Source organism: Pseudomonas sp. LBUM1678 (assembly GCF_059695575.1).
Genome location: NZ_CP166775.1, coordinates 6,250,447 through 6,276,125 on the forward strand (window position 1 = coordinate 6,250,447; position 25,679 = coordinate 6,276,125).

Consider the following 25,679-nt stretch of genomic DNA (forward strand, 5'->3'; position numbering starts at 1 on the left):
GCTCTTTAAGGTGGCTGCAAAACCAGCAGGGAGCCCGATGTGAGCCTATTAGAAGAAAACCAGTCCACCGACCTCGAGAAAATGGTCGGCCTCAGCCGTCGCGGCTTCATCAGCGCCGGCGCCCTCTGCGGTGCGGCCATGTTCCTCGGCGGCAACCTGCTGAGCCGCAGCGTGCTCGCGGCCAGTGTCAGCGCAGGCTCCAGCAAACTGTTGGGTTTTGACAGCATTCCCGCCGCCACCAGTGACGCCATCAGCCTGCCGCCGGGCTACAAGTCCTCGGTGTTGATCAGCTGGGGCCAGCCGTTGCAGAAAAACGGCCCGGCGTTCGACCCGAGTGGCAACGGCACCGCCGCGCAGCAGGAAGTCCAGTTCGGCGACAACAACGACGGCATGAGCCTGTTCGAATTTCCCGGTGAAAAAGACCGGGCGCTGATGGCGATCAACAACGAATACACCAACTATCGCTACCTCTACCCCCACGGCGGCATGCCGCAATCGGCCGATGACGTGCACAAAGCCTTGGCTTGCGAAGGTGTGTCGGTGATCGAAGTGCAGCGCAAGAACGGGCAGTGGCAATTCGTTCAGGGCTCGCGCTACAACCGGCGCATTCACGGCAACGCGCCGATCAGCCTCAGCGGCCCGGCCGCTGGTCACGCCTTGGTGAAAACCGGCGCCGACCCCCACGGCAAGAATGTGCTCGGCACCTTTCAGAACTGCGCCAACGGCAAGACGCCGTGGGGCACTTACCTGACCTGCGAAGAGAACTTCACCGACTGCTTTGGCAGCAACAATGCCGAGCAGAAGTTCGATGCCGCGCAGAAGCGCTATGGTGCGGTGGCCGCCAGCAAAGAGATCAACTGGCATCAACACGATGAGCGGTTCGACCTGGCGAAGAATCCGAACGAGCTCAACCGTCACGGCTGGGTTGTGGAAATCGACCCGTTCGATCCGCAATCGACTCCAGTAAAGCGCACCGCGCTGGGTCGCTTCAAACATGAAAACGCGGCTCTGGCTGAAACCAACGACGGCCACGCCGTGGTGTACATGGGCGACGATGAGCGCGGCGAATTCATCTACAAATTCGTCAGCCGCGACAAGATCAACCACAAAAACCCCAAGGCCAACCGCGATCTGCTGGACCACGGCACCTTGTACGTGGCGCGCTTCGATGCGGGCGACAGCAACGTCGATCACCCCAAAGGCCAGGGCGAGTGGATCGAACTAAGCCACGGTAAAAACGGCATCGACGCCAGCAGCGGTTTTGCCGATCAAGCCGAAGTACTGATCCACGCGCGCCTCGCGGCCAGCGTGGTGAAAGCCACGCGCATGGACCGTCCGGAATGGATCGTCGTCAGCCCAATGGACGGCCAGGTCTATTGCACACTGACCAACAACGCCAAGCGTGGCGAAGACGGCCAACCCGTGGGCGGGCCGAACCCGCGCGAGAAGAACGTCTACGGGCAGATTCTGCGCTGGCGCACCGACCGAGACGATCATGGCTCGAAAAGCTTTGCCTGGGATCTGTTTGTGGTCGCCGGCAATCCAGGTGTCCACGCCGGCACGCCGAAGGGCGGTTCGTCGAACATCACGCCACAGAACATGTTCAACAGCCCGGATGGCCTGGGCTTCGACAACGCTGGGCGGTTGTGGATACTCACCGATGGCGATTCGAGCAACGCGGGCGACTTCGCGGGCATGGGCAATAACCAGATGCTGTGTGCCGATCCGGTGAGCGGGGAGATTCGCCGCTTCATGGTCGGGCCGGTGGGTTGCGAGGTCACGGGGATCAGCTTTTCGCCGGATCAGAAGACCTTGTTTGTGGGGATTCAGCATCCGGGGGAAAACGGTGGATCGACGTTCCCTGAGCATCTGCCGAATGGCAAGCCGCGGTCTTCGGTGATGGCGATTTCCCGTGAAGACGGCGGGATCGTCGGTGCCTGATTGGGCCCCATCGCTAGCAGGCTAGCTCCCACACTGGATCTGCGACACACCGCAAATCCCCTGTGGGAGCTAGCCTGCTAGCGATGGCAACACCACTGATCTCAAGCCTTAACACTAAAGACGGCCCGTCTGCGCTACCATGCTTGGCCGGACGCGGCAGCCTGCTGCGCGCAGGAGTCAGCATGGCCCACCCGTTTGCAACCCTCACCCCAGACCTCGTGCTCGATGCCGTCGAAAGCATCGGCTTTCTCAGCGACGCGCGCATTCTGGCGCTCAACAGCTACGAGAACCGCGTCTACCAAGTCGGCATCGAAGACTCCGAGCCGTTGATCGCCAAGTTCTACCGTCCGCAGCGCTGGACCAACGAAGCAATTCTCGAAGAACACCAGTTCACCTTCGAGCTCGCCGAGTGCGACGTCCCCGTGGTCGCGCCGATGATTCACAACGGCGCCAGCCTGCACGAACATGCCGGTTTCCGATTCACCCTGTTTCCCCGCCGTGGCGGCCGTGCGCCGGAGCCGGGCAATCTCGACCAGTTGTATCGCCTGGGCCAATTGCTCGGTCGCCTGCACGCCGTCGGCGCGACCAAACCGTTCGAACACCGTGAAGCGCTGGGCGTGAAGAATTTCGGTCACGATTCCCTGACCACCTTGCTTGAAGGCAATTTTGTGCCCAAAAGCCTGCTGCCGGCCTACGAGTCCGTGGCCCGCGACCTGCTCAAGCGGGTGGAAGAGGTCTACAAGGCCACGCCGCATCAGAACATCCGCATGCACGGCGATTGCCACCCCGGCAACATGATGTGTCGCGACGAGATGTTCCACATCGTCGACCTCGACGACTGTCGCATGGGTCCGGCGGTGCAGGACATCTGGATGATGCTGGCGGGGGATCGTCAGGAATGTCTCGGTCAGTTGTCGGAATTGATGGACGGCTACAACGAGTTCCACGACTTCGACCCAAGGGAATTGGCGCTGATCGAACCGCTGCGCGCCTTGCGCCTGATGCACTACAGCGCCTGGCTCGCCCGCCGCTGGGACGACCCGGCGTTCCCGCACAGTTTTCCGTGGTTCGGCAGTGAACGGTATTGGGGTGATCAGGTGTTGGCGTTGCGCGAGCAACTGGCTGCGCTCAACGAAGAACCTCTGAAGCTCTTCTGACAAACACACCCCCCTGTGGGAGCGAGCCTGCTCGCGATGGCGATCTGTCAGTCACTGATTTTTGTCTGATACACCGCCATCGCGAGCAGGCTCGCTCCCACAAGGACTGTGTTCACATTTGCCCAACCTAATCAGGTGGGACATCCGTAGACAAATCTCCTTACAATCCCCCTCTTTGTTAGCTGCCTAAGCAAGGATTCTGCATGCAAGCTGCCAACCCGCGTCGCGGGTACATCCTGGGCCTGAGTGCCTACATCATCTGGGGCCTGTTCCCGATCTACTTCAAAGCCATCGCCAACGTGCCCGCCGTGGAGATCATCATCCACCGCGTGCTCTGGTCGGCGCTGTTCGGCGCCTTGCTGCTGATGGTATGGAAGCATCCCGGCTGGTGGCGCGAGCTGCGGGAGAACCCGCGCCGGCTGGCGATTCTAGCCCTGAGCGGCACGCTGATTGCGGCCAACTGGCTGACCTACGTCTGGTCGGTGAACAACGGACGCATGCTCGAGGCCAGCCTCGGTTACTACATCAACCCACTGATAAACGTGCTGCTGGGGATGTTGATCCTCGGCGAACGGCTGAGGCGCATGCAGTGGATCGCGGTGGGGCTGGCGGCGGTCGGTGTGGCGCAACAGGTCTGGCAGGTCGGCAGTCTGCCGTGGGTGTCGCTGGTGCTGGCACTGACGTTTGGCTTCTACGGTCTGATCCGCAAGCAAGCACCGGTCAAGGCACTGCCCGGTCTTGTAGTGGAAACCTGGATGCTGGTGCCGATTGCCATTGCCTGGCTGCTTTTCAATCAGACGGCCACAAGCGCTCAGCCTGAGTTCTGGACCACATCCGAAGCCTGGTGGCTGGTGGCGGCCGGACCGGTGACGCTGGTGCCGCTGGTGTGTTTCAACGCCGCCGCACGGCATTTGCCCTATACAACGCTGGGATTCCTCCAATACCTGGCGCCAACGCTGGTGCTGTTGCAAGCCGTTCTGCTGTTTGGCGAGCATTTGTCTTCCAGCACATTGGTAGCGTTTATCTTTATCTGGGCAGGTCTCGCGGTTTACAGCGTTGATGCGTGGATAAGTCTGCGTCGCCGCAGCTGATCAAAAAACGCACAAAACCATACAGGCCACGTCCTTCGTGGCCTGCATTGATCCTTCCCAAGGTTATCCACAACGTGATCCCCGCCGTTTGTGCGCAACTTGTTGAAACTGATGGTTTTTTGATCAGATCCTGAAGAAGCCCAGCCGGCGTGGGCTGGCGGGCTGTCTCTACAGGTTATCCACAGGCAGGTGCACGTATAACTTGGATAACCCTGTCACGGCTCGCTACGCAGCACCAATTCGACCATCAGATCGTCGGCCAGGGTTTCCAGGCGTGATTGCAGCACGTCCAGAGACAGGGTGAGCGGCACCGCCAGAATCGCTTCAGCATGGAACAGCGGTTCGCTGCTCATCGGCGCCGGACGCACTTCCGTCACCAGACGCTCCAGGTTCACCCCTTGTTCACTCAACAGCCGAGTGATGTCACGGACGATCCCGGGGCGATCATTGCCCACCAATTCCATGGCAATCGGTTTCCAGGTGCAGGATTGCTCGATGCCGCTTTCGGCGATCAGCACGCGAATTCCGTGGGCGGACAACGCCTTCAGCGCATCAACCAACTCATCGTAGGCCTCGGCCGGCACGCCCACCCGAAGAATCCCGGCGAACTGACCCGCCATGCGCGACATGCGGCTCTCCAGCCAGTTGCCACCATGCTCGGCAATGCATTCGGCAATGCGCTCGACCTGCCCTGGCTTGTCCGGAGCGAATACAGTGAGTACGAGGTGGTCCATGGCGCAGCCCTCTAGTCATGACTTTTGTTATAGAAAAGCAAGTATAGGCAAGGGACCGGAATCAGCCCGGCACTGCTTTTTTGTGGCGAGGGAGCTTGCTCCCGCTGGGGCGCGGAGCGGCCCCCTGCATAATCCAGACAAACCGCATTGACCTATTTTACGACTGCTTCGCAGCCGAGCGGGAGCAAGCTCCCTCGCCACAAAAGCCAAGCGCCATAGCAGTGCATAAAAGATTATGTGTACAACTTCATATATTTAACTGGAACAATCTCATACTTTTTTGAGAACATCCCCATCCCCGACGTGACCGCAATGCGTCATGGGGTCGCAGAACGACGTAATTAGTCTAATTTTCACAAGCGCAATTCATCATGTAGTATGCCGCAGCGCGCACTACATAACGTTGGATCGATGTCTGCCACCGGCACAGTCGCAGCCCTGAAAGCCCTGTCAGCAAGGCCTCAACGCCGTTGATCGGTTCCATTCCAGCCGCCCGAAATGGCATGTACTGGTGGAGGGGGTTTGTGGTTTAAATAGCCAGAGGCTTCATTGTTAATTTGAAGAGCTGAAAAGCGAAATAGCTGAGCAGAGTGAGGCAAGCAATGACTGAACACGTTCAAGTCGGTGGCCTGCAGGTCGCCAAAGTCCTGTTCGACTTCGTGAACAACGAAGCCATTCCCGGTACCGGCCTCACCGCCGATAAGTTCTGGGCCGGTGCCGACAAGGTCATTCATGACCTGGCGCCGAAGAACAAAGCCCTACTCGCCAAACGCGATGATTTCCAGGCTCGTATCGATGGCTGGCACCAATCCCGTGCCGGCCAGGCGCACGACGCCGTGGCCTATAAAGCCTTCTTGCAAGACATCGGTTATCTGCTGCCAGAAGCGGCTGATTTCCAGGCAACGACGCAAAACGTCGATGACGAAATCGCCCGCATGGCCGGTCCACAGCTCGTGGTACCGGTGATGAATGCCCGTTTCGCGCTCAACGCCTCGAACGCCCGCTGGGGTTCGCTGTATGACGCGCTCTACGGCACCGACGCCATCAGCGAGGCTGACGGCGCGGAAAAAGGCAAAGGCTACAACAAGGTTCGCGGCGACAAGGTTATCGCCTTCGCCCGCGCCTTTCTCGATGAAGCCGCGCCATTGGCGGCCGGCTCCCACGTCGACTCCACCAGCTACAAGATCGTTGACGGCAAATTGGTCGTCGCCCTGAAAGGCGGCAGCAACACTGGCCTGCGCGACGATGCCCAGCTGATCGGTTTCCACGGCGATGCCGCTGCACCGACCGCGATCCTGCTGAAAAACAACGGCCTGCACTTCGAAATCCAGGTCGACGCCAGCACCCCGGTCGGTCAGACCGACGCTGCCGGTATCAAAGACATCCTGATGGAAGCCGCGCTGACCACCATCATGGACTGCGAAGACTCCGTCGCCGCCGTCGATGCCGATGACAAAGTGGTGATTTACCGCAACTGGCTCGGCCTGATGAAGGGCGACCTGTCGGAAGAAGTCTCCAAGGGCGGTCAGACCTTTACCCGCACCATGAACGCCGATCGCACCTACACCGGTGTCGACGGAAAAGAACTGAGCCTGCACGGTCGTTCGTTATTGTTCGTGCGTAACGTTGGTCACCTGATGACCATCGACGCAATCCTCGACAAAGACGGCAACGAAGTGCCGGAAGGCATTCTCGACGGCCTGATCACCAGCCTTGCGGCGATCCACAGCCTCAACGGCAACAGCTCGCGCAAGAACAGCCGTACCGGTTCTGTCTACATCGTGAAGCCGAAAATGCACGGCCCGGAAGAAGCCGCGTTCACCAACGAGCTATTCGGTCGCATCGAAGAAGTGCTCGGTCTGCCGCGCAACACGTTGAAAGTCGGGATCATGGACGAGGAGCGCCGGACCACGGTCAACTTGAAGGCATGCATCAAGGCAGCCAGCGATCGCGTGGTGTTCATTAACACCGGTTTCCTTGACCGTACCGGCGATGAAATCCACACCTCCATGGAAGCCGGCCCGATGGTGCGCAAGGCCGACATGAAGGCTGAGAAGTGGATCGGCGCCTACGAAAACTGGAACGTCGATATCGGTTTGAGCACCGGCCTGCAAGGTCGCGCCCAGATCGGTAAAGGCATGTGGGCGATGCCCGACCTGATGGCCGCGATGCTCGAACAGAAAATCGCTCACCCGCTGGCCGGTGCCAACACCGCTTGGGTTCCATCGCCGACTGCCGCCGCGCTGCACGCGCTGCACTACCACAAGGTCGACGTGTTCGCCCGTCAGGCCGAGCTGGCCAAGCGTACTCGCGCTTCGGTTGACGACATCCTGACCATCCCGTTGGCCGTGAACCCGAGCTGGACCGCGGAACAGATCAAGAACGAACTGGACAACAACGCTCAGGGCATTCTTGGCTACGTGGTGCGCTGGATCGACCAGGGCGTCGGTTGCTCGAAAGTGCCGGACATCAACGACGTCGGCCTGATGGAAGACCGTGCGACGCTGCGTATTTCCAGCCAGCACATCGCCAACTGGCTGCGTCATGGCATCGTCACTGAAGATCAGGTCATGGAAAGCCTCAAGCGCATGGCGCCGGTGGTTGACCGTCAGAACGCCAACGACTCGCTGTACCGTCCTCTGGCACCAAACTTCGACAGCAACATCGCTTTCCAGGCGGCGGTCGAACTGGTGGTCGAAGGCACCAAGCAGCCGAACGGCTACACCGAGCCGGTCCTGCACCGCCGTCGCCGCGAGTTCAAGGCTGCCAATGGCCTGTAACTAAACGCTGGCGCCGGACAAAAAAAGGCCCTGATCGAAAGATCAGGGCCTTTTTGTTTCAAATCGGTTTTTGCTCATCCATTATTCCCAACTCATGTTTGACCAGTTCCAACAGCTTGCCGGTATCGACAGGTTTGAGCAGGAAGTCCACCACGCTTAAATGCATCGCGGCGATTGCATCTTTTACGTCGGCGTCCCCGGAAACAATGATGAACGGCATCGCCGCCCGAACTGACTCACGCACCTGGCGGATCAGGTCCAGGCCATCGATGTGCCCCATTCGCAAATCGGTAATCACCAGGCCAATCGTTGGTTTCTCGATCACCATTTTGAGTGCGGTTTCACCACTGGCAGCCGTCATGCAACGAATACCGTCCAGCGCAAGAATCTCCGACAGCAACTCCCGCGCATCTTTATCGTCATCGACGATCAGCACCCGCTGCGGTGGCAGGTCAGGTTCGAGCATGACGGCACTCAGCGCCTCGCGCTCGGCGTCACTCAAAATATCGTGGTCGGACATGGCTTACTCTACGTTTTCATTTCAATTGCCTATCACTTCCGTGTGACATCACCCAGCAGACCTTCAGGGTGCACTTCGTCGGAAAGTTTTCCTATAGCCAATGTAGGAGGTTTTTCCCGCATTTGCGTCAGACATTTCCTAACTTCCGACGCCTGAACGGCCCGACCTAGACTTACGTCCAATGGGCACCCTGCCCGCAGGGGCCGACCATGGCTGAGTCATCCGACAACAACAATTCAAAAAAAGACTGCGGTCATGGTTATGAGTAAAGCGGACGCCTTCACACAGGCAGGGAAAACCGCGGTGTTGCAGAACATCCAGGGCACTTTGCAATTCCTCCAGCGCTTCCCGCCCTTCAATCAAATGGAACACGCGCACCTGGCGTACCTGGTTGAACAATGTCAGATGCGTTTCTACGCCCCCGGCGAGAGCATCATCAAACCTGCCGATGGGCCAGTTGAGCATTTCTACATCGTCAAACAAGGCCGGGTCGTGGGTGAGCGCCCGCATACGGCCAAGGGCGGCACCGAAACCACCTTCGAAATCACCACCGGCGAGTGTTTCCCCCTCGCCGCGCTGCTGGGCGAGCGCGCGACCCGCACCGAACACCTGGCCGCCGAAGACACCTTTTGCCTACAGCTGAACAAGCTGGCGTTCATCAAACTGTTCGCACTTTCCACCACGTTTCGCGACTTTGCCCTACGCGGTGTCAGCAGCCTGCTGGATCAGGTCAATCAGCAAGTCCAGCAAAAAGCCGTGGAAACCCTCGGCACCCAATACTCGCTGAATACGCGACTGGGCGAATTGGCCATGCGCCATCCGGTGACATGCAGCCCCGCCACGCCGTTGCGTGAAGCCGTGACCCAGATGCACGAGCAGCAGGTCGGCAGCATCGTGATTGTCGACGAGCAGAAAGCCCCGCTGGGCATTTTCACCCTGCGCGACCTGCGCCATGTGGTGGCCGAGGGCACTAACGACTTCAACGAAGCGATCGAGCGCCACATGACCCAGGCGCCGTTTTTCCTGTCGCCGGACCACAGCGCCTTCGATGCGGCGATCGCCATGACCGAGCGACACATCGCCCACGTCTGCCTGGTGAAAGACCATCGTCTGTGCGGCGTGGTGTCCGAGCGGGATCTGTTTTCCCTGCAACGGGTCGACCTGGTGCACCTGGCGCGGACCATTCGCAGCGCGCAGAAACTGGAAAATCTGGTGGCGATGCGTGGCGAGATTGGCCAACTGGTCGAACGCATGCTGGCGCACGGCGCGTCTTCGACCCAGATCACCCACATCATCACGCTGCTCAACGATCACACCGTGTGCCGGGTGATCGAACTGACCCTCGCCGAGAAAGGTGACCCCGGCATTCCATTCAGTTGGCTGTGCTTCGGTAGCGAAGGCCGTCGCGAACAGACGCTGCACACCGATCAGGACAACGGCATTCTGTTCGAAGCCCGGGACGCGGCCCATGCCGCCGAGATTCGCGGCAAATTGCTGCCCATTGCCCAGCAGATCAACCAGAGCCTGGCGCTCTGCGGCTTCACGCTGTGCAAGGGCAACATCATGGCCGGCAACCCCGAACTGTGTTTGTCCCGGGCCGAATGGGCGCGGCGTTTTGCAGCGTTTATTCGTGAGGCGACGCCGGAGAATCTGTTGGGTTCGAGCATCTATTTCGACCTGCGCGTGGTCTGGGGCGACGAGCAAGGCTGCGATCAGCTGCGTCAGGGCATTCTCGATCAGGTGAATGACAACCGGCTGTTCCAACGGATGATGGCCGAGAACGCCTTGCGCAACCGTCCGCCCGTAGGACGTTTCCGTGAGTTTGTGCTGGCGCGCAAGAATGGCGAGAAAGCCACGCTGGATTTGAAGGTCCAGGGGCTGACGCCGTTCGTTGACGGCGCGCGACTGCTGGCCCTGGCCCATGGCATCGGTACCAACAATACCCTGGAGCGCTTCCGTGAATTGGTGGCCAAAGAGGTCATTGAACGGCTGGACGGCGCCGCGTATGAAGAGGCTTATCACTTCATCCAGCAAACCCGCATGCAGCAACATCAGCTACAGACCCGGGAGAACTTGCCCTACTCCAACCGGGTGGATCCGGACAGCCTCAATCATCTGGACCGACGGATCCTGCGTGAATCCCTGCGCCAGGCTCAACGCCTGCAAAGCAGCCTGGCCCTGCGGTATCAGCTATGAGCCTGTTTTCATGGCTGCGCCCGGCAGGTCCGAGCCTTCCCGGCGAACTTCAACAACGTCTGCAACGTTTGCCTGCAATAGCCGAGTTGAGCGAATGCAGCCTGCGCGAACAGCGCTGGGTGGTGCTTGATCTGGAAACCACCGGGCTGAACCTGAACAAGGACCGGGTGTTGTCCATCGGGGCGGTGGTGATCGAGGACGGAGCGATTGATTTCAGCCAGCAGTTCGAACGTACGCTGCAATGCGTCGATATGAAGGTGGGGCCCAGCGTGTTGATTCACGGTCTGGGACCGAGTGAGATTGCCGCTGGCAGCGATCCGGGGCTGGCGCTGCTCGACTTCATGGAGTTCGTGGGTGACAGTCCGGTGCTGGCGTTCCATGCGCCGTTCGATCAACACATGCTTGGGCGCTCGCTGAAGGACCATTTGGGCTACAAATTGCAGCATCCGTTTCTGGATGTGGCGGACATCGCACCGCTGCTGTGTCCTCAGGCGCACATTCGCGATGCCGGGCTGGATGAGTGGATCGACTGGTTCAAGCTTGAGGTCTTCGAACGCCACAATGCCAGTGCCGATGCGTTGGCGACGGCGGAGCTGGCGCTGATTCTGTTCAGCCGGGCGCGGCAGCAGCAGATTCACAGCCCGTTGAATTTGCAGCAGCGGTTGAGCCAGTGGAAACGCAGGCAGCGGGCGCCGTCCTTCTAACAGCCTCGCAATCCCCTGTAGGAGCTGTCGAGTGAAACGAGGCTGCGATCTTTTGATCTTGCTTTTATAAGAAACAAAGTCAAAAGATCGCAGCCTCGTTTCACTCGACAGCTCCTACATAGATCCTATCCCCACCTGACCAGTGGCCAATTGCTTACCTCCCCCGCCTCTGCCACAATCGCGAACAATTCTCGTTAGTTAACACTTCCCAATCGGTGATGCTGCGTGTCGTCAGTCCAAAGCCCCCAAAGTGAGCTCGTTGGTGCGTTGTATCGCGACCATCGCGGTTGGCTATTGGCTTGGCTGCGACGCAATGTGGCCTGTCCGCAACGGGCTGAAGACCTCAGTCAGGACACCTTCGTGCGGTTGCTCGGCCGTGATGAGCTGAAGGAGCCTCGCGAACCTCGGGCGTTTCTGGTGGCGATCGCCAAGGGTTTACTGTTCGACTATTTCCGTCGCGCAGCGCTGGAACAGGCCTACCTCACCGAATTGATGCTGATCCCCGAAGGTGAACAACCGTCAGTGGAAAAACAGCAGCTGATCCTCGAAGACCTGAAAAACATCGACCGCCTGCTCGGCAAGCTTTCGAGCAAGGCCCGGGCAGCGTTTCTCTATAACCGTCTCGACGGCCTCGGCCACGCGGAAATCGCCGAGCGTCTGGGTGTGTCGGTGCCCCGGGTTCGCCAATACCTTGCCCAAGGCATTCGTCAGTGCTACATCGCGCTGTACGGTGAGCCGGTATGAGCCCGGTCAGCTCCAAACCGGTGTCGGCGCAGGTGCTGGATGCCGCGATTGCCTGGCAATTGTCCCTGGATTCCGGCAACCCGGTGGAGCGCGAAGAGTTCGCCAAATGGCACGCCGCCCACGAGGAACACGCTCGGGCCTGGCGCCAGTTGGGCATGCTCGACCAGCGCTTCAGCGTCGCCAGCGGCCCGGCTCGCACGGCCTTAATGCAATCGCGCGAAAGCATCCGCCGACGGGTACGCAAGCTCGGCAGTGGCCTGGCCAGCATCGTCGCGGTGATCGGGCTGGCGCTATTCGCCGGTGATCGATATCTGCCCCTCGACTATTGGCTGGCCGACCAGCGCACCGCCACCGGCGAGCAGCGCACCCTGCGTCTGACCGACGGCACGCTGATCAACCTCAATACCCACAGCGCCGTTGACGTGCGCTTCGATGAGAAGCAGCGGCTGATCATCCTTCAGGAAGGCGAGATTCTCGTCGAAACCGGTCACGGCGATGCCCGGCCGTTTATCGTCGAAACCCGTGAAGGCAGCATGCGCGCGCTGGGCACGCGGTTCCTGGTCAAGCGCGAGGATGACGGCACGCGCCTGAGCGTGTTGCAGTCAGCGGTGGCCGCCCATCCGGAGTCGAGTCCTGAAGAGCAGATCCTGCGTGAGGGCCAGCAAGTGCTGATGCGCAGCAATGGCCTGGGACCCATCGTCGCGCTGAACCTCGGCGCCGATGCCTGGACCCGCGGCATGCTGGTGGTGGACAACGCCCGACTGGAAGATTTGGTGCACGAACTGGGTCGTTATCGACGCGGGCATTTGGGCGTTGCACCGGAGGTTGCTGACCTGCGGATCACCGGCAGCTTCCCGCTGCACGACACCGACACGGCCTTGAGCGCGCTGCTGCCAACCTTGCCCGTGCAGATCGAACAGCACACGCCGTGGTGGGTGACGGTGGCGAAGGCCGAAGCCAAGCCCTGAATTTACATCTCCCCCCTGTGGCGAGGGAGCTTGCTCCCGCTCGGCTGCGCAGCAGTCGTAAACTCGGCAACTACAACTTGATGGTTAAAACGCGGTGACTGTTTTTGGGTCTGCTTCGCAGACCAGCGGGAGCAAGCTCCCTCGCCACGAAAGTGCATGACGGGGGATCACAGGTTTTTGAATCTAAATTATTTTCATCCAGTCCCTATCACTTTTGGATTCTCGTTCGGCACCTAGGCAATTGAGAAATATTTCCATTCAGGAGCCGCTGTATGTCCCGTTCGCTAGACACCTTGTTGCGCCCCAGCTTGCTGGCAGTCGCCATTGCCTTTTGCACTCCCTTGGCCAGTACTCAGCTGATCGCCGCTGAACAAGCGTCCAACGTTCGCGCCTACAACCTGCCGGCCGCGCCATTGGCCAGCACCTTGAACCAGATCGCCAGCCAGGCGGGCCTGGCTCTTTCGTTGAATCCATCGCTGGCAGCGGGCAAGACCTCCGCGCCGGTCAAGGGCCAGTTCGACGCGGCCGGCGCCCTGCGTGAAGCCTTGCGCGGCAGCGGTCTGCAACTGGAACAGAGCAGCGCCGGCACTTACAGCCTGGTCGCCATTCCCGAGGGCACGCTGTCCCTGCCGGAAACCGCGGTCATCGGTGTCGAAAATACTGAAAGCGCCTGGGGCCCGGTTGAAGGCTACGTCGCCACGCGTACCGCCGCCGGCACCAAGACCGATACCGCGCTGGTGGAAGCGCCGCGCTCGATTTCGATCGCCACTCGCCAGCAAATGGAAGATCGCAATGTGCAGAACCTCGATGACGCCGTGCGCTACATGCCCGGCATCGTCGCCAGCAGCTACGGCAGCGACACCCGCGCCGACTGGCTGCGGGTACGGGGTTTCGAACCGACCCAGTTCCTCGATGGCCTGCCTCTGCCAAAAGGCACGTACGCCAACCCGAAACAGGAAACCTGGAACCTCGATCGCCTCGCCCTGCTGCGCGGCCCGGCGTCGTCGGTCTACGGCCAAACCCCGCCGGGCGGCCTGCTGGACATGGTCAGCCGCCGTCCCACCGCCGAAGACAGCCATGAGATCCAGCTGCAATACGGCAGCGACAACCAGCGCCAGATCAACTTCGCCAACACCGGCAAGATCGATGACGAAGGCCAGTTTCTCTACAGCCTCAGCGGCGTGGTGCGCGACAGCGGCACGCAGATCGACCACGTCGACAATAAGCGCTACAACATTGCGCCGAGCCTGACCTGGAACATCGACGAAGACACCAGGTTCACCTTGCTCACGCAATTCACCCGTGACGATACTGGCATCACCAGCCAGTTCCTGCCGGTGCAAGGCACCAAGATCGACATGCCGTTCGGCAAGGTTTCTCATCACAAGAACCTCGGCGACCCGGACTGGGAATACTACGACCGCACCTACTACGCGCTGGGCTATGCGTTTGAACATCGCCTGAACGACGTCTGGCAGTTCAAGCAGAACCTGCGTTACACCAAATCCGATCTGTCGTTCCAGGGGCTCACTGTCGGCTCGTATCCGTTCACCCAGGTGGATAACGAAGGCAACGTCGGGCGCACCAGCACCATCGTCGATGAAGACATCAGCCAGTTCGCCGTGGATAACAATTTCCAGGCCGACTTCGCCACCGGCGATGTCCGTCACACCCTGCTGCTGGGTCTCGACCACCAGCGCAGCAACACCAACTACACCTCGATTTTCGGCGACGGGTTGACCACCAACGTCAACAACCCGATTTATGGCCAGCCAATTGTTCGTCCGCCGCGCTCCACCGCGTTCTACGACTACAACCAGAAGACCTACCAGACTGGCCTTTACGTGCAGGATCAGATGGCTCTCGACCAATGGCGCCTGACCGTCGGCGGACGTGAAGATTGGGTCCACACCAGCACCGAGTTCTTCAACAAGGGCGACGCCACCAACACTGAACGCGACAAGGCCTTCAGCGGCAACGCGGCGATCAGCTATGTGTTTGACTCGGGCTTCGTGCCGTACCTGTCGTATGCCGAATCCTTCCAGCCCACCACCGGCGCATCAGCCTCGAGCACCGAATCGTTCAAGCCTACCGAAGGCAAACAGTGGGAATTGGGTATCAAGTACCAGCCACCTGGCAGCAACACCCTGCTCAGCGCGGCGGTGTATGACTTGACCCAGAAAAACGTCTCGGTCACCACCACTGTCGGCGCCACACCGATCACCAGCCAGACCGGCGAAGTGAAGGTCAAGGGTCTGGAGCTGGAAGCGGTGTCCGACGTCACCGAAAACCTGAAGATCATTGCTGCCTACACCCTGGCCAAGTCCGAAGTGCAGAAAGGCGACAACAAGGGCAACCGGCTGCAATTGATGCCTAACCAGCAGGCGTCGCTGTGGGCCGATTACACCTGGCACGCCGGCGTGCTGGACGGCTTCGGCGTTGGTGCCGGCGCTCGCTACACCGGCAACACCTACGGCGATCAGGCCAACACTTGGCTGGGCAAGGCCGATGCCTACACCGTGTTCGATGCCGCCGTCCATTACGACCTCGGCCGGCTGGACAACAGCCTCAAAGGTGCGTCGTTGGCGCTTAACGCCACCAACCTGCTGGACAAGGATTACATTTCCACCTGTGACAGTTTCTACTGCTACTACGGCGACCAGCGCAGCGTCGTCGCCAGTGCAACTTACAAGTGGTAATTGCCTGAGCTGAAACGCTCCAAAACCCAAGCCGTCCTTCGAGGACGGCTTTGGTATTTCTAAAGGCCATGAAATGAAAAGCAAAACAATTCGCCGCTGGTCCTTCGTCCACACCTGGACCAGCCTGATCTGCACGGTGTTCCTGCTGATGCTGGCGCTGACCGGCCTGCCGTTGATCTTTCACCACGAGATCGACCACTTGCTGGGCGATGCCGCCGAGTTGAAGCAAATGCCGGCGGACACCCCGCAACTGAATTTGCAGCAGTTGGTGCAGGCGGCTGAAAAACATCGCCCCGGCGAAGTCATGCAGTATTTCGGTTTTGACGAGGAAGAGCCCAACGCCGCGATCACAATCATGGCGGCCACCGCCGGTACCGAGCCCAATTCGTCGCACACCTTCATGCTCGACGCCCGCACCGGCGAAGCGCTGGAAATGCCGTCGGCCAACGGCGGTTTCATGATGGTGATGCTGCGCCTGCACGTGGACATGTTCGCCGGCCTGCCTGGCAAATTGCTGCTGGCGTTCATGGGGTTGATGTTTGTCGCGGCCATTGTTTCCGGGACGGTACTGTACCTGCCGTTCATGCGCCGCTTGAAATTCGCCACCGTGCGCCAGGACAAATCCACTCGCCTGCGCTGGCTAGACCTGCATAACCTGATCGGCGTAGTCACCCTGACCTGGGCGCTGGTGGTCGGAGTGACCGGCGTGATCAGTGCCTGCGCCGACCTGCTGATTGCCGCATGGCGCAACGACACCCTGAGCGCGATGATCGCGCCGTATCGCGATGCACCACCGCTGACGCACCTGGCGCCGGCGACTCGTTTGCTCGATATCGCCAAGGAAGTCGCACCGGGTATGCAGCCCGATTTCATTGCCTTCCCCGGCACACGGTTTTCCAGCGAACACCATTACTCGGTGTTCATGAAAGGCAGCACCCACCTGACTTCGCACCTACTGACCCCGGTGTTGATCGACGCCAGTACCCTGCAAGTCACGGCGGTGGCCGAACGACCGTGGTACATGGACGCCATGGGCATGTCGCAACCCCTGCACTTCGGTGACTACGGCGGCATGCCGATGAAAATCCTCTGGGCGACCCTGGATTTACTGACCATCATCGTGCTGGGCAGTGGGGTTTATCTTTGGGTGGTGCGGCGCAAGGCAGCGAAACCTGTGCTCGAACAAGCGGAGGCTCAAGCATGAGGCCGCGACAGTCGAACTTCTGGAAGGTCTTCGCCACGCCCACCGTTATAGCCCTGCTCAGCGCAGCGGGGTTGTTCGCCGCGTTGCTGGGTGATGGCGTGTGGGACGCCTTGAGCTGGCTCGGCCTGGGCGCCCCCGCCGTGCTTGCCCTGCGCGGCCTGCTGCAACGCCGCTGATTTGAACTCACTGGAGCATCCTGTAGCAGCTGCCGAGCAACGCGAGGCTGCGTCCGGCTGCGCAGCGGCCGCAAATCCTGCTGTATTGATGTGTCAGGCACTCCGCGTCTGTCGGGCTGCGGCCGCTACGCAGCCGAACGCAGCCTCGCGCTGCTCGGCAGCTGCTACAAGTCATTGGCGTCACATGAGGGCAGGCGCTTGGGGTTTGACCTCCATCCGCTTGAGCTCCCGGACCAACGCGCTATGCTGCCCAGCACTGCCCAACTCCGAGACGCTGCCATGTCCACCCCCAGCATGACCCTGTTCCACAATTCGTTATCGCCCTTCGTTCGCAAAGTCATGGTGCTGTTGCACGAAACCGGTCAGACCGACCGCGTGGCGTTGCAAGACTGCGTGCTCACGCCGGTGAGCCCGGATCAGACGCTCAACGAAGACAACCCGCTGGGCAAGATCCCGGCCCTGCGTCTGGCCGACGGCAACGTCATCCATGACAGCCGGGTGATCCTCGATTACCTCGACCATCAACACGTCGGCAACCCGCTGATCCCCCGCGAAGGCTCGGCCCGCTGGCGCCGTTTGACCCTGGCCTCCCTGGCCGACGGGATCATGGATGCTTCGGTGATGGTTCGTTATGAAGTGGTCCTGCGCGCGCCCGAGAAGCATTGGGACGAATGGCTCGACGGCCAGCGCGACAAGATTCGTCGTGCGCTGGCACTGTTGGAGAAGGATGCGATTGCCGAGCTGACCAGCCATTTTGATGTCGCGGCTATCAGCGTGGCGTGTGCGCTGGGTTACGTCGACTTGCGCCATCCGGACCTGGAATGGCGCGAGGTGAATCCGCAGCTGGCGGCCTGGTATTTCGAGGTGAGTCAGCGGCCTTCGATGGTGGCGACGATGCCGAAGGTTTAAATCTTCGCCGGCTGTACCGGCCTCATCGCGAGCAGGGCCGCTCCCACAGTTGATCTTTGGTGTGCATGAATTTTGTGTTCACTGGAGACCCTTTGTGGGAGCGAGCCTGCTCGCGATGGCACCACACCGGATCCACCGGAAACAACACCGCAATCAGCGTCGCCAACACCTCCCCTTCCCGCTGATCCTCGCGCAACCCCAGCGACCGGCTCATTCCACCGCCCCGATATCAAACGCCAACGGCTTGGCCGATTTTTGCCCGATCCCGTACCAATCCAGCTTGCGGGTCAGCACCATGAACACGCCGAGCAAGCCGAACAGCAACAACGAGCCCATCAACAGCGCGTAATCCTCGGCACTCAACAAGCCGTAGAGCAAGCCATACAACGCTGCCAATCCTGCCGAAAAGCTCAAGCCGTGCCGCACGCTGCGCAGCACATGGCAGACATAGAACCCGATCAGTAACACGCAGCCACCCGCCGACAACAGATACGCCAGGGCAAAACCAATATGCTCCGACAGCGAAAGCAGCAACAGGTAGAAGAACGCCAGCGCCACGCCCACCAATGCATATTGCACCGGGTGCACCGCGAGGCTTTTCAGCACTTCGAAGAGGAAGAATCCGGCGAAGGTCAGGACGATGAACAGCAGCGCATATTTGATTGCCCGATCGCTCTTCAGGTACTGGTCCACCGGGTCGATGAAACTCACGCCAAAGCTGCGGCCGTTGTACGCCTCGCAACCACCACCGGACACACAACTGCTCAGCGCTTCTTGCAGGTTGGTGGAGAAAAACGAGGTCTGCCAGTTGGCGGTAAAACCTTGATCGGTAACTTCACGCTGGGCCGGCAGGTAATTGCCGATGAAGCTTGGGTGCGGCCAGTTGGCAGTCAGCGACACTTTGCTGGTCTTGCCAACCGGAAGGATCTGCAACTGACCGGTGCCTTGCAGCCGCAGGTCGAAACCGAAGGTCAATTCCGTCGCTTGTCTGGCATCCAGCGCCGGCAGCGTCACGTGTACACCTTCGCCTAACCAGCCCACCTGAGTGCCTGGAACAAAGTCCAGACGCTGATCATTGAGTTCCAGTTTCAGGGCGTTTTCGATGCCGCGAATGTCGCTGATGCCGACGGCCAGAAACGGTTGATCGAACTGGTAATTGGCGAAGTCTTCCTTGATGCCCAGTTGCGCCGGGACGGAGAAATGCCCGCTGATGCGGTTGTCGGCGTGGAATAGTCGCGCCTCATAAATGCCTCGGGAACGCAGTTCGGTCTGCACCTGGCCGTCGAGCTCGAAGCGCTCCGGAAGGAAATACAGACGCCCGCGTTCTTCACCGACTTCCTGGTAGCGCTCGTTGGTTTTTTCGTTGAGTTTCCAGGTGCGCACCACTTTGCGGTACGGCACCACCATCAGCGGCCCGCTCAATTGCTGGCTGTAGCTGGAACTGCGGGCAATGTCTTCGAGCACGCCGTCGCGCAGTTGTTGGCGGTCCTGGATGACGCCGTTGATCATCAGCAACGGGATGAGCAATAACAGAATCAGAAGGGCAATGGCCCCGAGTTTTATGGTCAGGCTGCGGTTCATGGGACTCTCCCTGTTTGGATGGGCAGAGTCTGGAATGGGTGTGTGGGGGATTTATGGGGGGAATATGGAGAGTGTGTGAAGACTGGACCGGCCTCTTCGCGGGCAAGCCCGCTCCCACAAGGATCTGTGGTGTTCACAATTTTTGTGTTCACCATAGATCCTTTTGTGGGAGCGAGCCTGCTCGCGATGGCGGCAACTCGGTCCTAAGCCAGGCGCAACCTGACTTCAACACCGCCCGCGACATTACCAATGCTCAATGACCCGCCATGCAACTTGACCACTTCTTCCACAAAGTTAAGCCCCAACCCGGTACTCTTGCGCCCACTGTCCGGTCGCGGCAGCGAGTAGAAACGTTCACTTAAACGCGGCAACGCATAGTCAGGAATCGCCTCAGCCTGATTGAACAGCCTGAACTCGATCTGCTCACCGACACGCTCGGCGCTGAACCGCAGCACACCCTGAGGCGGAGTGAAATCCAAAGCATTCTCCAACAGATTCCCTAACGCCTGACGCAACAGAAACGGCTCGCCATGCAGATTCATGTCCGGCGCAATCCGCTGTTCCACGCGCAATTTCTTGCCTTCGATCCGCGCAGCCTGGGCGTTGAGCAACTCATCCACCAAACTGGCCAACGGTACCGTGACCCGCTCCTCCAGCCCTTGGCGCTGTTCAACCTGGGCCAGGTTCAGCAGCCGCTCAATCAACTGCTGCATGCGCACACTTTCGCTGTCGATGTTGCTGACGAAACGCTGCTGCTGAGCCAACGGCATGTCACCTTGCAGCAACTCCGCCGCACCACGAATCGCCGCCAGCGGGCTCTTCAATTCATGGGTCAGGGTGTGCACATAACGTTCGACGTAGGCTTTGCCTTCCAGCTGCGTTCGCATCTGCTCCACCGCTGTCGCCAGTTGCTCCAGCTCACCGCCGCGGTAATGCGGCACCTCGACACGCCGACCTTCACTTACCGCCTGCGCATAGGCCGTCAAGCGTCGCAGCGCAGCGCTCAGCCACCACGACAACAGCGCGCCGAACAGCAGACCCAGTCCGATCAGACCCGCGCCATAGGCAAGCAATCGACGTTCGGTGCGATCCACGTAAGGCTGCAGCGAACTGTTGGGTTTTGCCACGGTGACCACGCCGATGATCTGGCCGTTGTCGCGAATCGGCGCGCCGACGTGCATTACCGAGGAGTTCGCATCGTCTGGATCGCTGCGGGTGGAACGCGCGCCGTATTCACCGCGCAACGTAAGGTAGACATCGTTCCAGCGCGAGTAATCCTGCCCCACCGCCGCGCCACTGGAATCCAGCACCACGATGCCTTTGGCGTCGGTGACGTAGATGCGGTGATTCACCTGGTTCTTCGGTAAGCCCCAGATGCTTGCCTTTGGCTGCCGTTCGCCGTAGGCCTTGAGCAGCTCGGGCCAGCGGTTCTGGTTGAGGGTGCCGGCCTTGAAGTCGTCTCGCAGGATCTCGGCCATCAGGTTGGCGGTGTCGACCAGGGTTTCTTCCGTGGACTGACGCACACCGGGGCGGATTTCTTCCATCACAGTGTTGAGCACGAAGTAACCGGTCAGGCCGATGAACAGCACGTAGACCAGGAAAATCCGGATCCCCAGCGGCATCAGCTGTGCCCCGGGCTGTAGCTGTAGCCGAGGCCGCGATGGGTCTGGATCGGCTCGGCGTCGGCCTTCACCAGACGCAATTTGGCGCGCACGCTTTTGATGTGGCTGTCGATGCTGCGCTCGTAACCGGCATCAGCGGCGACCCCCAGCGCATCGAGTAATTGCTCGCGACTGAAGACCCGTTCGGGTTGTTCCAGCAGGCATTGCAGCAGACGGAATTCGTGCCGCGTAAGGCTCAATGACTGATTGCGATAGCTGATCTGCACGCGTTCGCTGTCGATCCGAAACAGCGTCGATGAGACTTCGGCCACCGGTCGCGGCGCCATGCGCTTGAGAATCGCCCGGACCCGCGCCGCGACTTCCCGGGGGCTGAACGGCTTGACCACGTAGTCGTCGGCGCCTATTTCCAGGCCCACCACGCGGTCGATTTCCGCATCACGGGCGCTGAGGAAGATCACCGGCACTTCGCTGAAACGCCGCAGTTGCTTGCATGTCTCGAAGCCACTGATGTCCGGCAGGCCAATGTCGAGAATGATCAGGTCGGCCGGGGTCTGGCGCTGATGCTCCAGCGCAGCCGCGCCAAGGCTCAACCAGGTGGTGGTGAACCCCTCGCCCTGCAACGCGAATATCAGGGTGTCGGCAATCGCCGCTTCGTCTTCGACTATCAGGATATGAGGCATGGCGTCCGAGCCCGGCAGTTAAGTGGGCGAACGGTGCCCCAAGCCTCACATTCCGTCAATCAGCAGTCGGGTTTGTCGGCTGTGAAACGACGCGCCGGGTTTACCGCCGCGCCGAATTCACGCAAGGCCTTGGCGCCGATCAACAACGGATAATTGAAGCTGCTGCGGTCGGTGAGATTGACCTCGACGGTGCGCTTGACGTTGCCCAGGCACAGCTCCAGATCGACCACCGGACGCTTGGTGGGCTCGATGGCTTCCTTGTCATCCTCGTCTTCTTCGGATCGGGTCTTGATCTTGCTGATCCGCGCGACCTTGTGCTCGTAGACCTTGTTGCTCGCGTCTTTGGTGGCGAGGCGGAAACGCACCCACTCGTCGCCGTCACGGGTGAAGGTTTCGATGTCCTTGGCCGACAGCGATGCCGTCAGGGCGCCGGTGTCCATTTTGGCTTTAAGGACTTCGCCGCCGATTTCCGGCAGCGCAATGTATTCGTAACGCCCGTACAGCGTTGGCTCAGCGGCCAGGACCGGCAGGGCCACGAGGGAAAGCAGTGCAAGGAGGGATTTCACGTAATGGGCATCCTTTGGGAATTGGGGCGCAGTGGCCGAATTCTAGACCGCAAACAACAACGATAGTTGGACGACCACATACCTTTGTGGCGAGGGAGCTTGCTCCCGCTCGGCGGCGAAGCCGCCGTAAACCCGGTTCATACGGTGTAACAGAAACACTGCGTCCTATGGTTCAAGGGCCGCTTCGCAGCCCAACGGGAGCAAGCTCCCTCGCCACAGGGATCTCATCAGGCTGCCAGCATAACGATGTAAAGGTGAAACATTCGTCGTCACCGATTTGGCCTGTCGCCCGAAGCTGCTTATCATGGCGCGCCCAAATGCTTTCAAGAGTTACTTATGCGCCGCCTGCTCACCGGCTGTTTCGTTACCCTTCTGCTGTTGCTCAACACCTTGGTCCTGTTCGGGCCGCTGATGGTGTTTGCCCTGCTCAAACTGATCCTGCCCATCCGTTTCCGCGACTACGCCTCGTGGGTGGTGATGTGGATCGCCGAAACCTGGGCCGAAATCGACAAGCTGATCTTCCGCCTGTGCATCCCCACCCAATGGGACATCCGCGGCGGCGATGATCTGCGCCGCGACACGTCGTATCTGGTGATCAGCAACCATCAATCCTGGGTCGATATCCCGGCGCTGATCCAGACGCTGAACCGCCGCACGCCGTTCTTCAAGTTCTTCCTCAAGAAAGAACTGATCTGGGTGCCGTTCCTGGGGCTGGCGTGGTGGGCCTTGGACTATCCGTTCATGAAGCGCTACACCAAGGCATTCCTGGCGAAGCACCCTGAGCTGGCCGGCAAGGATCTGGAAATCACCAAAGCGGCGTGCGAGTTGTACAAGCGTCAGCCGGTGACCGTGGTCAACTACCTGGAAGGCACCCGATACACCGCGGCGAAAAGCGCTCAACAGCAATCACCGTTCACTCACTTGCTCAAGCCTAAGGCCGGCGGCGTGGCGTTTGTATTGGCGGCGATGGGCGAACAGCTGGACGCTGTTCTCGATGTGACGGTGGTGTATCCGCAGCAGAAGATTCCGGGGTTTTGGGACTTGATCAGCGGCACCGTGCCGAGGGTCATCATCGACATCAAGACCCGTGAACTCGACCCGGCGCTGTGGCAGGGAGATTACGAAAACGATCCGGAGTTTCGCGGAACAATCCAGAACTGGGTCAACCAGCTCTGGATCGAGAAGGATCAACGCATCGACGCTTTGCGCGCCGAGCGCCGTTGAATCAGCTACCGGTGCCAGCGCCCCAGATCCCGCCCAGGCTTTCCAGCAGCGAACCGCCGACGCCCTGCTGACCCAGGTATTGCAAAAGCACCGGGGCAAACTGGCCGATCATGCCGCTGTCCATGCCCAACGCGCTGAAAGCGTTGTTCAGATCGTTGGTGTTCTTTACGGCGCCCAAGGCATTGTCCAGACCCGCCGCCTTGCCGGAAGAACCGAGCAAGCCCGCCAGAGCGCCCAGCTCACCGCCGCCGGACAACTTGTCGATCCCCGGAACGCTTTTGGCCAGTTCAGAGTAATCGGTCGAGCTCAATTGATTTTTTGCCAGCCCCAGCATCGCCCCGGTCCCGCCAACGGCCTGTTGTGGCGTTACGTTCAATTGGCTTAGCGCGCTCAGCAAACCAGCTGTTTCTGAAGTTGGCGCAGCTGCTGCGGCCGCATTTCCGCCCTGCATGCTCGAGGCCGCTTTGGTCACATCTTCCAGGCTGAAACCGGCGAAGACCGGGCTGGCCGCCAGACTCATTAGCGAAGCCAGTGCAAAACCGCGTGAAATCTTCATCCAGACATCCTCTTGCGCCATGAAAACCGCCCGTGTGCGGACGGGAAAACTGCCGGTTTGACCGGGGTTTGCTGGGCATTGTTCCTTGCTGCCGCAGGCATTTTTACCCCGTTCACGCACCTGTGGCGAGGGGCTTGCTCCCGTTTGGCGACTAAGCTGTCGCGAAACCGTCAGACACGCTGTGTCTTACAGATCGAAATCGCAGCGTTCGGGGCCGCTTCGCCGCCCAACGGGAGCAAGCTCCCTCGCCACAAGGTTGATATAAAACACAAACAAAAACGGCGACCCTCGGGTCGCCGTTTTGCTTTGCGTGAAGTCTTACGCCGCACTAAACAACTTATGCGGATCAATCACAAACTTCTTCGGCACGCCCGCATCGAACTCGCCATACCCACGTGGCGCATCATCCAGGCTGATGACTTCCACGCCAACGATGTCGGCAATGTGAATGCGGTCCCACATGATCGCCTGCATCAGCTGGCGGTTGTACTTCATCACGGGCGTCTGGCCAGTGTGGAAGCTGTGGGATTTGGCCCAGCCCAGACCGAAGCGGATGCTCAGGCTGCCCATTTTTGCGGCGGCATCGACTGCACCTGGATCTTCGGTCACGTACAGGCCCGGGATACCGATTTTGCCGGCAACCCGCACTACGCCCATCAGCGAGTTGAGCACGGTGGCTGGAGCCTCGTGTTTCACGCCGTCATGGCCGTGGCCACGCGCTTCGAAGCCTACGGCGTCGACGGCGCAATCCACTTCTGGCTCGCCCAGCAGTGCAGCGATTTGTTCGTGCAACGGGGTGTCCAGGGACAGGTCGGCGATTTCGAAACCCTGTGCCTTGGCGTGTGCCAGGCGAACGGTGTTGACGTCGCCGATGATCACCACCGCCGCGCCCAGCAGGCGAGCGGAAGCGGCAGCGGCCAGGCCGACCGGGCCGGCACCTGCGATGTACACGGTGCTGCCTGGGCCAACGCCGGCGGTGACTGCGCCATGGTAGCCGGTGGGCAGGATGTCGGAGAGGCAGGTCAGGTCGCGGATTTTTTCCATCGCGCGGTCGCGATCAGGCAGTTTCAGCAGGTTGAAGTCAGCGTACGGCACCATCGCGTATTCGGCCTGGCCGCCGGTCCAGTCGCCCATGTCGACATAACCGTAAGCACCGCCCGGACGCGCCGGGTTAACGCTCAGGCAAACGCCGGTGTGCATTTCCTTGCAGGAACGGCAGCGCCCGCAAGCCACGTTGAACGGAACAGAAACCAGATCGCCGATCTGCAGGTTCTCGACGTCGCTGCCCTTCTCGATCACTTCACCGGTGATTTCGTGGCCCAGTACCAGGCCGGTCTGGGCGGTAGTACGACCGCGCACCATGTGCTGGTCGGAACCACAGATGTTGGTGGAAACCACGCGCAGGATGACAGCATGGTTGATCTTCCTGCCGCGCGGGTCCTGCATTTTCGGATAGTCGATTTTCTGTATTTCGACCTTGCCATTGCCGAGATACACCACACCACGATTGCCAGACATGCTTTCACCTCGCTGTTGTTTTTATGTAGCGGTCGCGTCGCCATGGAGCGGCGGCGCGTTGATTGCTCGGGTACAGATGCTGTTTATGTGTTGCTTGTAATGGCCTCAT

21 protein-coding genes are annotated in these 25,679 nt (G+C 60.1%); 13 read left to right on the forward strand and 8 right to left on the reverse strand.

Annotated elements, in window-relative coordinates; translation table 11 throughout:
• Positions 1 to 39 precede the first annotated feature (39 nt).
• From ACA070_RS28525 to rarD, 3 genes are all read left to right on the forward strand, one after another.
• Positions 40 to 1,941, forward strand: a complete 1,902-nt coding sequence (locus ACA070_RS28525; protein WP_497449213.1) for a PhoX family protein — start codon at positions 40 to 42, stop codon at positions 1,939 to 1,941.
• Positions 1,942 to 2,123: 182 nt separating this feature from the next.
• Positions 2,124 to 3,098 (forward strand): serine/threonine protein kinase, encoded by a 975-nt coding sequence (locus tag ACA070_RS28530; RefSeq protein WP_109635384.1) that lies wholly within the window; start codon positions 2,124 to 2,126, stop codon positions 3,096 to 3,098.
• A gap of 203 nt (positions 3,099 to 3,301) precedes the next feature.
• Positions 3,302 to 4,189 carry an EamA family transporter RarD gene (rarD, locus tag ACA070_RS28535; protein WP_497449214.1) on the forward strand — a complete coding sequence of 296 codons (888 nt, stop codon included), beginning with the start codon at positions 3,302 to 3,304 and terminating at the stop codon, positions 4,187 to 4,189.
• Positions 4,190 to 4,404: 215 nt separating this feature from the next.
• Here the strand turns inward: rarD and ACA070_RS28540 are convergent, their stop codons facing one another.
• Positions 4,405 to 4,923: a glycine cleavage system transcriptional repressor gene (locus ACA070_RS28540; RefSeq protein WP_497449215.1), complete on the reverse strand. Its 519-nt coding sequence runs from the start codon at positions 4,921 to 4,923 to the stop codon at positions 4,405 to 4,407.
• Between the two features lie 602 nt (positions 4,924 to 5,525).
• Between ACA070_RS28540 and ACA070_RS28545 the strand changes: the two genes are divergently transcribed.
• Positions 5,526 to 7,703 carry a malate synthase G gene (locus tag ACA070_RS28545; protein WP_497449216.1) on the forward strand — a complete coding sequence of 726 codons (2,178 nt, stop codon included), beginning with the start codon at positions 5,526 to 5,528 and terminating at the stop codon, positions 7,701 to 7,703.
• 58 nt (positions 7,704 to 7,761) lie between these two features.
• Here ACA070_RS28545 and ACA070_RS28550 read toward each other — a convergent pair whose 3' ends face one another.
• Positions 7,762 to 8,223 carry a response regulator gene (locus ACA070_RS28550; protein WP_497449217.1) on the reverse strand — a complete coding sequence of 154 codons (462 nt, stop codon included), beginning with the start codon at positions 8,221 to 8,223 and terminating at the stop codon, positions 7,762 to 7,764.
• 255 nt (positions 8,224 to 8,478) lie between these two features.
• Here ACA070_RS28550 and ACA070_RS28555 point away from each other — a divergent pair, with 255 nt between their 5' ends.
• The 8 genes from ACA070_RS28555 (at position 8,479) to ACA070_RS28590 (ending at position 17,823) form a co-directional block, all read left to right on the forward strand.
• On the forward strand, positions 8,479 to 10,419 hold the full coding sequence (locus ACA070_RS28555; protein WP_497449218.1) for a putative nucleotidyltransferase substrate binding domain-containing protein: 1,941 nt from the start codon (positions 8,479 to 8,481) through the stop codon (positions 10,417 to 10,419).
• A complete protein-coding gene (locus ACA070_RS28560; protein ID WP_497449219.1) occupies positions 10,416 to 11,123 on the forward strand; it encodes a 3'-5' exonuclease in 708 nt (235 codons plus the stop codon). The genes ACA070_RS28555 and ACA070_RS28560 overlap by 4 nt, the downstream gene beginning before the upstream one ends.
• 225 nt (positions 11,124 to 11,348) lie before the next feature.
• Complete coding sequence (locus ACA070_RS28565) at positions 11,349 to 11,867, forward strand: RNA polymerase sigma factor (RefSeq protein ID WP_497449220.1); 519 nt, start codon at positions 11,349 to 11,351, stop codon at positions 11,865 to 11,867.
• On the forward strand, positions 11,864 to 12,835 hold the full coding sequence (locus tag ACA070_RS28570; RefSeq protein ID WP_497449221.1) for a FecR domain-containing protein: 972 nt from the start codon (positions 11,864 to 11,866) through the stop codon (positions 12,833 to 12,835). Before ACA070_RS28565 ends, ACA070_RS28570 begins: the two co-directional genes overlap by 4 nt.
• Before the next feature lie 272 nt (positions 12,836 to 13,107).
• Positions 13,108 to 15,534, forward strand: coding sequence for a TonB-dependent siderophore receptor (locus tag ACA070_RS28575; protein WP_497449222.1), 2,427 nt, complete (start codon positions 13,108 to 13,110; stop codon positions 15,532 to 15,534).
• Between the two features lie 73 nt (positions 15,535 to 15,607).
• Positions 15,608 to 16,738, forward strand: coding sequence for a PepSY-associated TM helix domain-containing protein (locus tag ACA070_RS28580; protein ID WP_497449223.1), 1,131 nt, complete (start codon positions 15,608 to 15,610; stop codon positions 16,736 to 16,738).
• A complete protein-coding gene (locus ACA070_RS28585) occupies positions 16,735 to 16,914 on the forward strand; it encodes a hypothetical protein (RefSeq protein ID WP_497449224.1) in 180 nt (59 codons plus the stop codon). The genes ACA070_RS28580 and ACA070_RS28585 overlap by 4 nt, the downstream gene beginning before the upstream one ends.
• Positions 16,915 to 17,193: 279 nt before the next feature.
• Positions 17,194 to 17,823, forward strand: a complete 630-nt coding sequence (locus ACA070_RS28590) for a glutathione S-transferase (RefSeq protein ID WP_497449225.1) — start codon at positions 17,194 to 17,196, stop codon at positions 17,821 to 17,823.
• Positions 17,824 to 18,033: 210 nt separating this feature from the next.
• Here ACA070_RS28590 and creD read toward each other — a convergent pair whose 3' ends face one another.
• The 4 genes from creD to rloA2 form a co-directional block, all read right to left on the reverse strand.
• Positions 18,034 to 19,404, reverse strand: a complete 1,371-nt coding sequence (gene creD / locus ACA070_RS28595) for a cell envelope integrity protein CreD (protein ID WP_497449226.1) — start codon at positions 19,402 to 19,404, stop codon at positions 18,034 to 18,036.
• A gap of 203 nt (positions 19,405 to 19,607) precedes the next feature.
• Complete coding sequence (creC, locus tag ACA070_RS28600; RefSeq protein WP_497449227.1) at positions 19,608 to 21,026, reverse strand: two-component system sensor histidine kinase CreC; 1,419 nt, start codon at positions 21,024 to 21,026, stop codon at positions 19,608 to 19,610.
• Positions 21,026 to 21,706 (reverse strand): two-component system response regulator CreB, encoded by a 681-nt coding sequence (gene creB, locus ACA070_RS28605; RefSeq protein WP_497449228.1) that lies wholly within the window; start codon positions 21,704 to 21,706, stop codon positions 21,026 to 21,028. The genes creC and creB overlap by 1 nt, the downstream gene beginning before the upstream one ends.
• Before the next feature lie 59 nt (positions 21,707 to 21,765).
• Positions 21,766 to 22,272 (reverse strand): retropepsin-like aspartic peptidase RloA2, encoded by a 507-nt coding sequence (rloA2, locus tag ACA070_RS28610; RefSeq protein WP_176457736.1) that lies wholly within the window; start codon positions 22,270 to 22,272, stop codon positions 21,766 to 21,768.
• A 336-nt stretch (positions 22,273 to 22,608) separates the two neighbouring features.
• Between rloA2 and yihG the strand changes: the two genes are divergently transcribed.
• Positions 22,609 to 23,496 (forward strand): 1-acylglycerol-3-phosphate O-acyltransferase, YihG family, encoded by an 888-nt coding sequence (gene yihG / locus ACA070_RS28615; protein WP_497449229.1) that lies wholly within the window; start codon positions 22,609 to 22,611, stop codon positions 23,494 to 23,496.
• 1 nt (position 23,497) lies between these two features.
• Here yihG and ACA070_RS28620 read toward each other — a convergent pair whose 3' ends face one another.
• On the reverse strand, positions 23,498 to 24,052 hold the full coding sequence (locus ACA070_RS28620) for a DUF2780 domain-containing protein (RefSeq protein ID WP_497449230.1): 555 nt from the start codon (positions 24,050 to 24,052) through the stop codon (positions 23,498 to 23,500).
• A gap of 318 nt (positions 24,053 to 24,370) precedes the next feature.
• Complete coding sequence (gene fdhA, locus ACA070_RS28625; RefSeq protein ID WP_007947729.1) at positions 24,371 to 25,570, reverse strand: formaldehyde dehydrogenase, glutathione-independent; 1,200 nt, start codon at positions 25,568 to 25,570, stop codon at positions 24,371 to 24,373.
• Positions 25,571 to 25,679 lie beyond the last annotated feature (109 nt).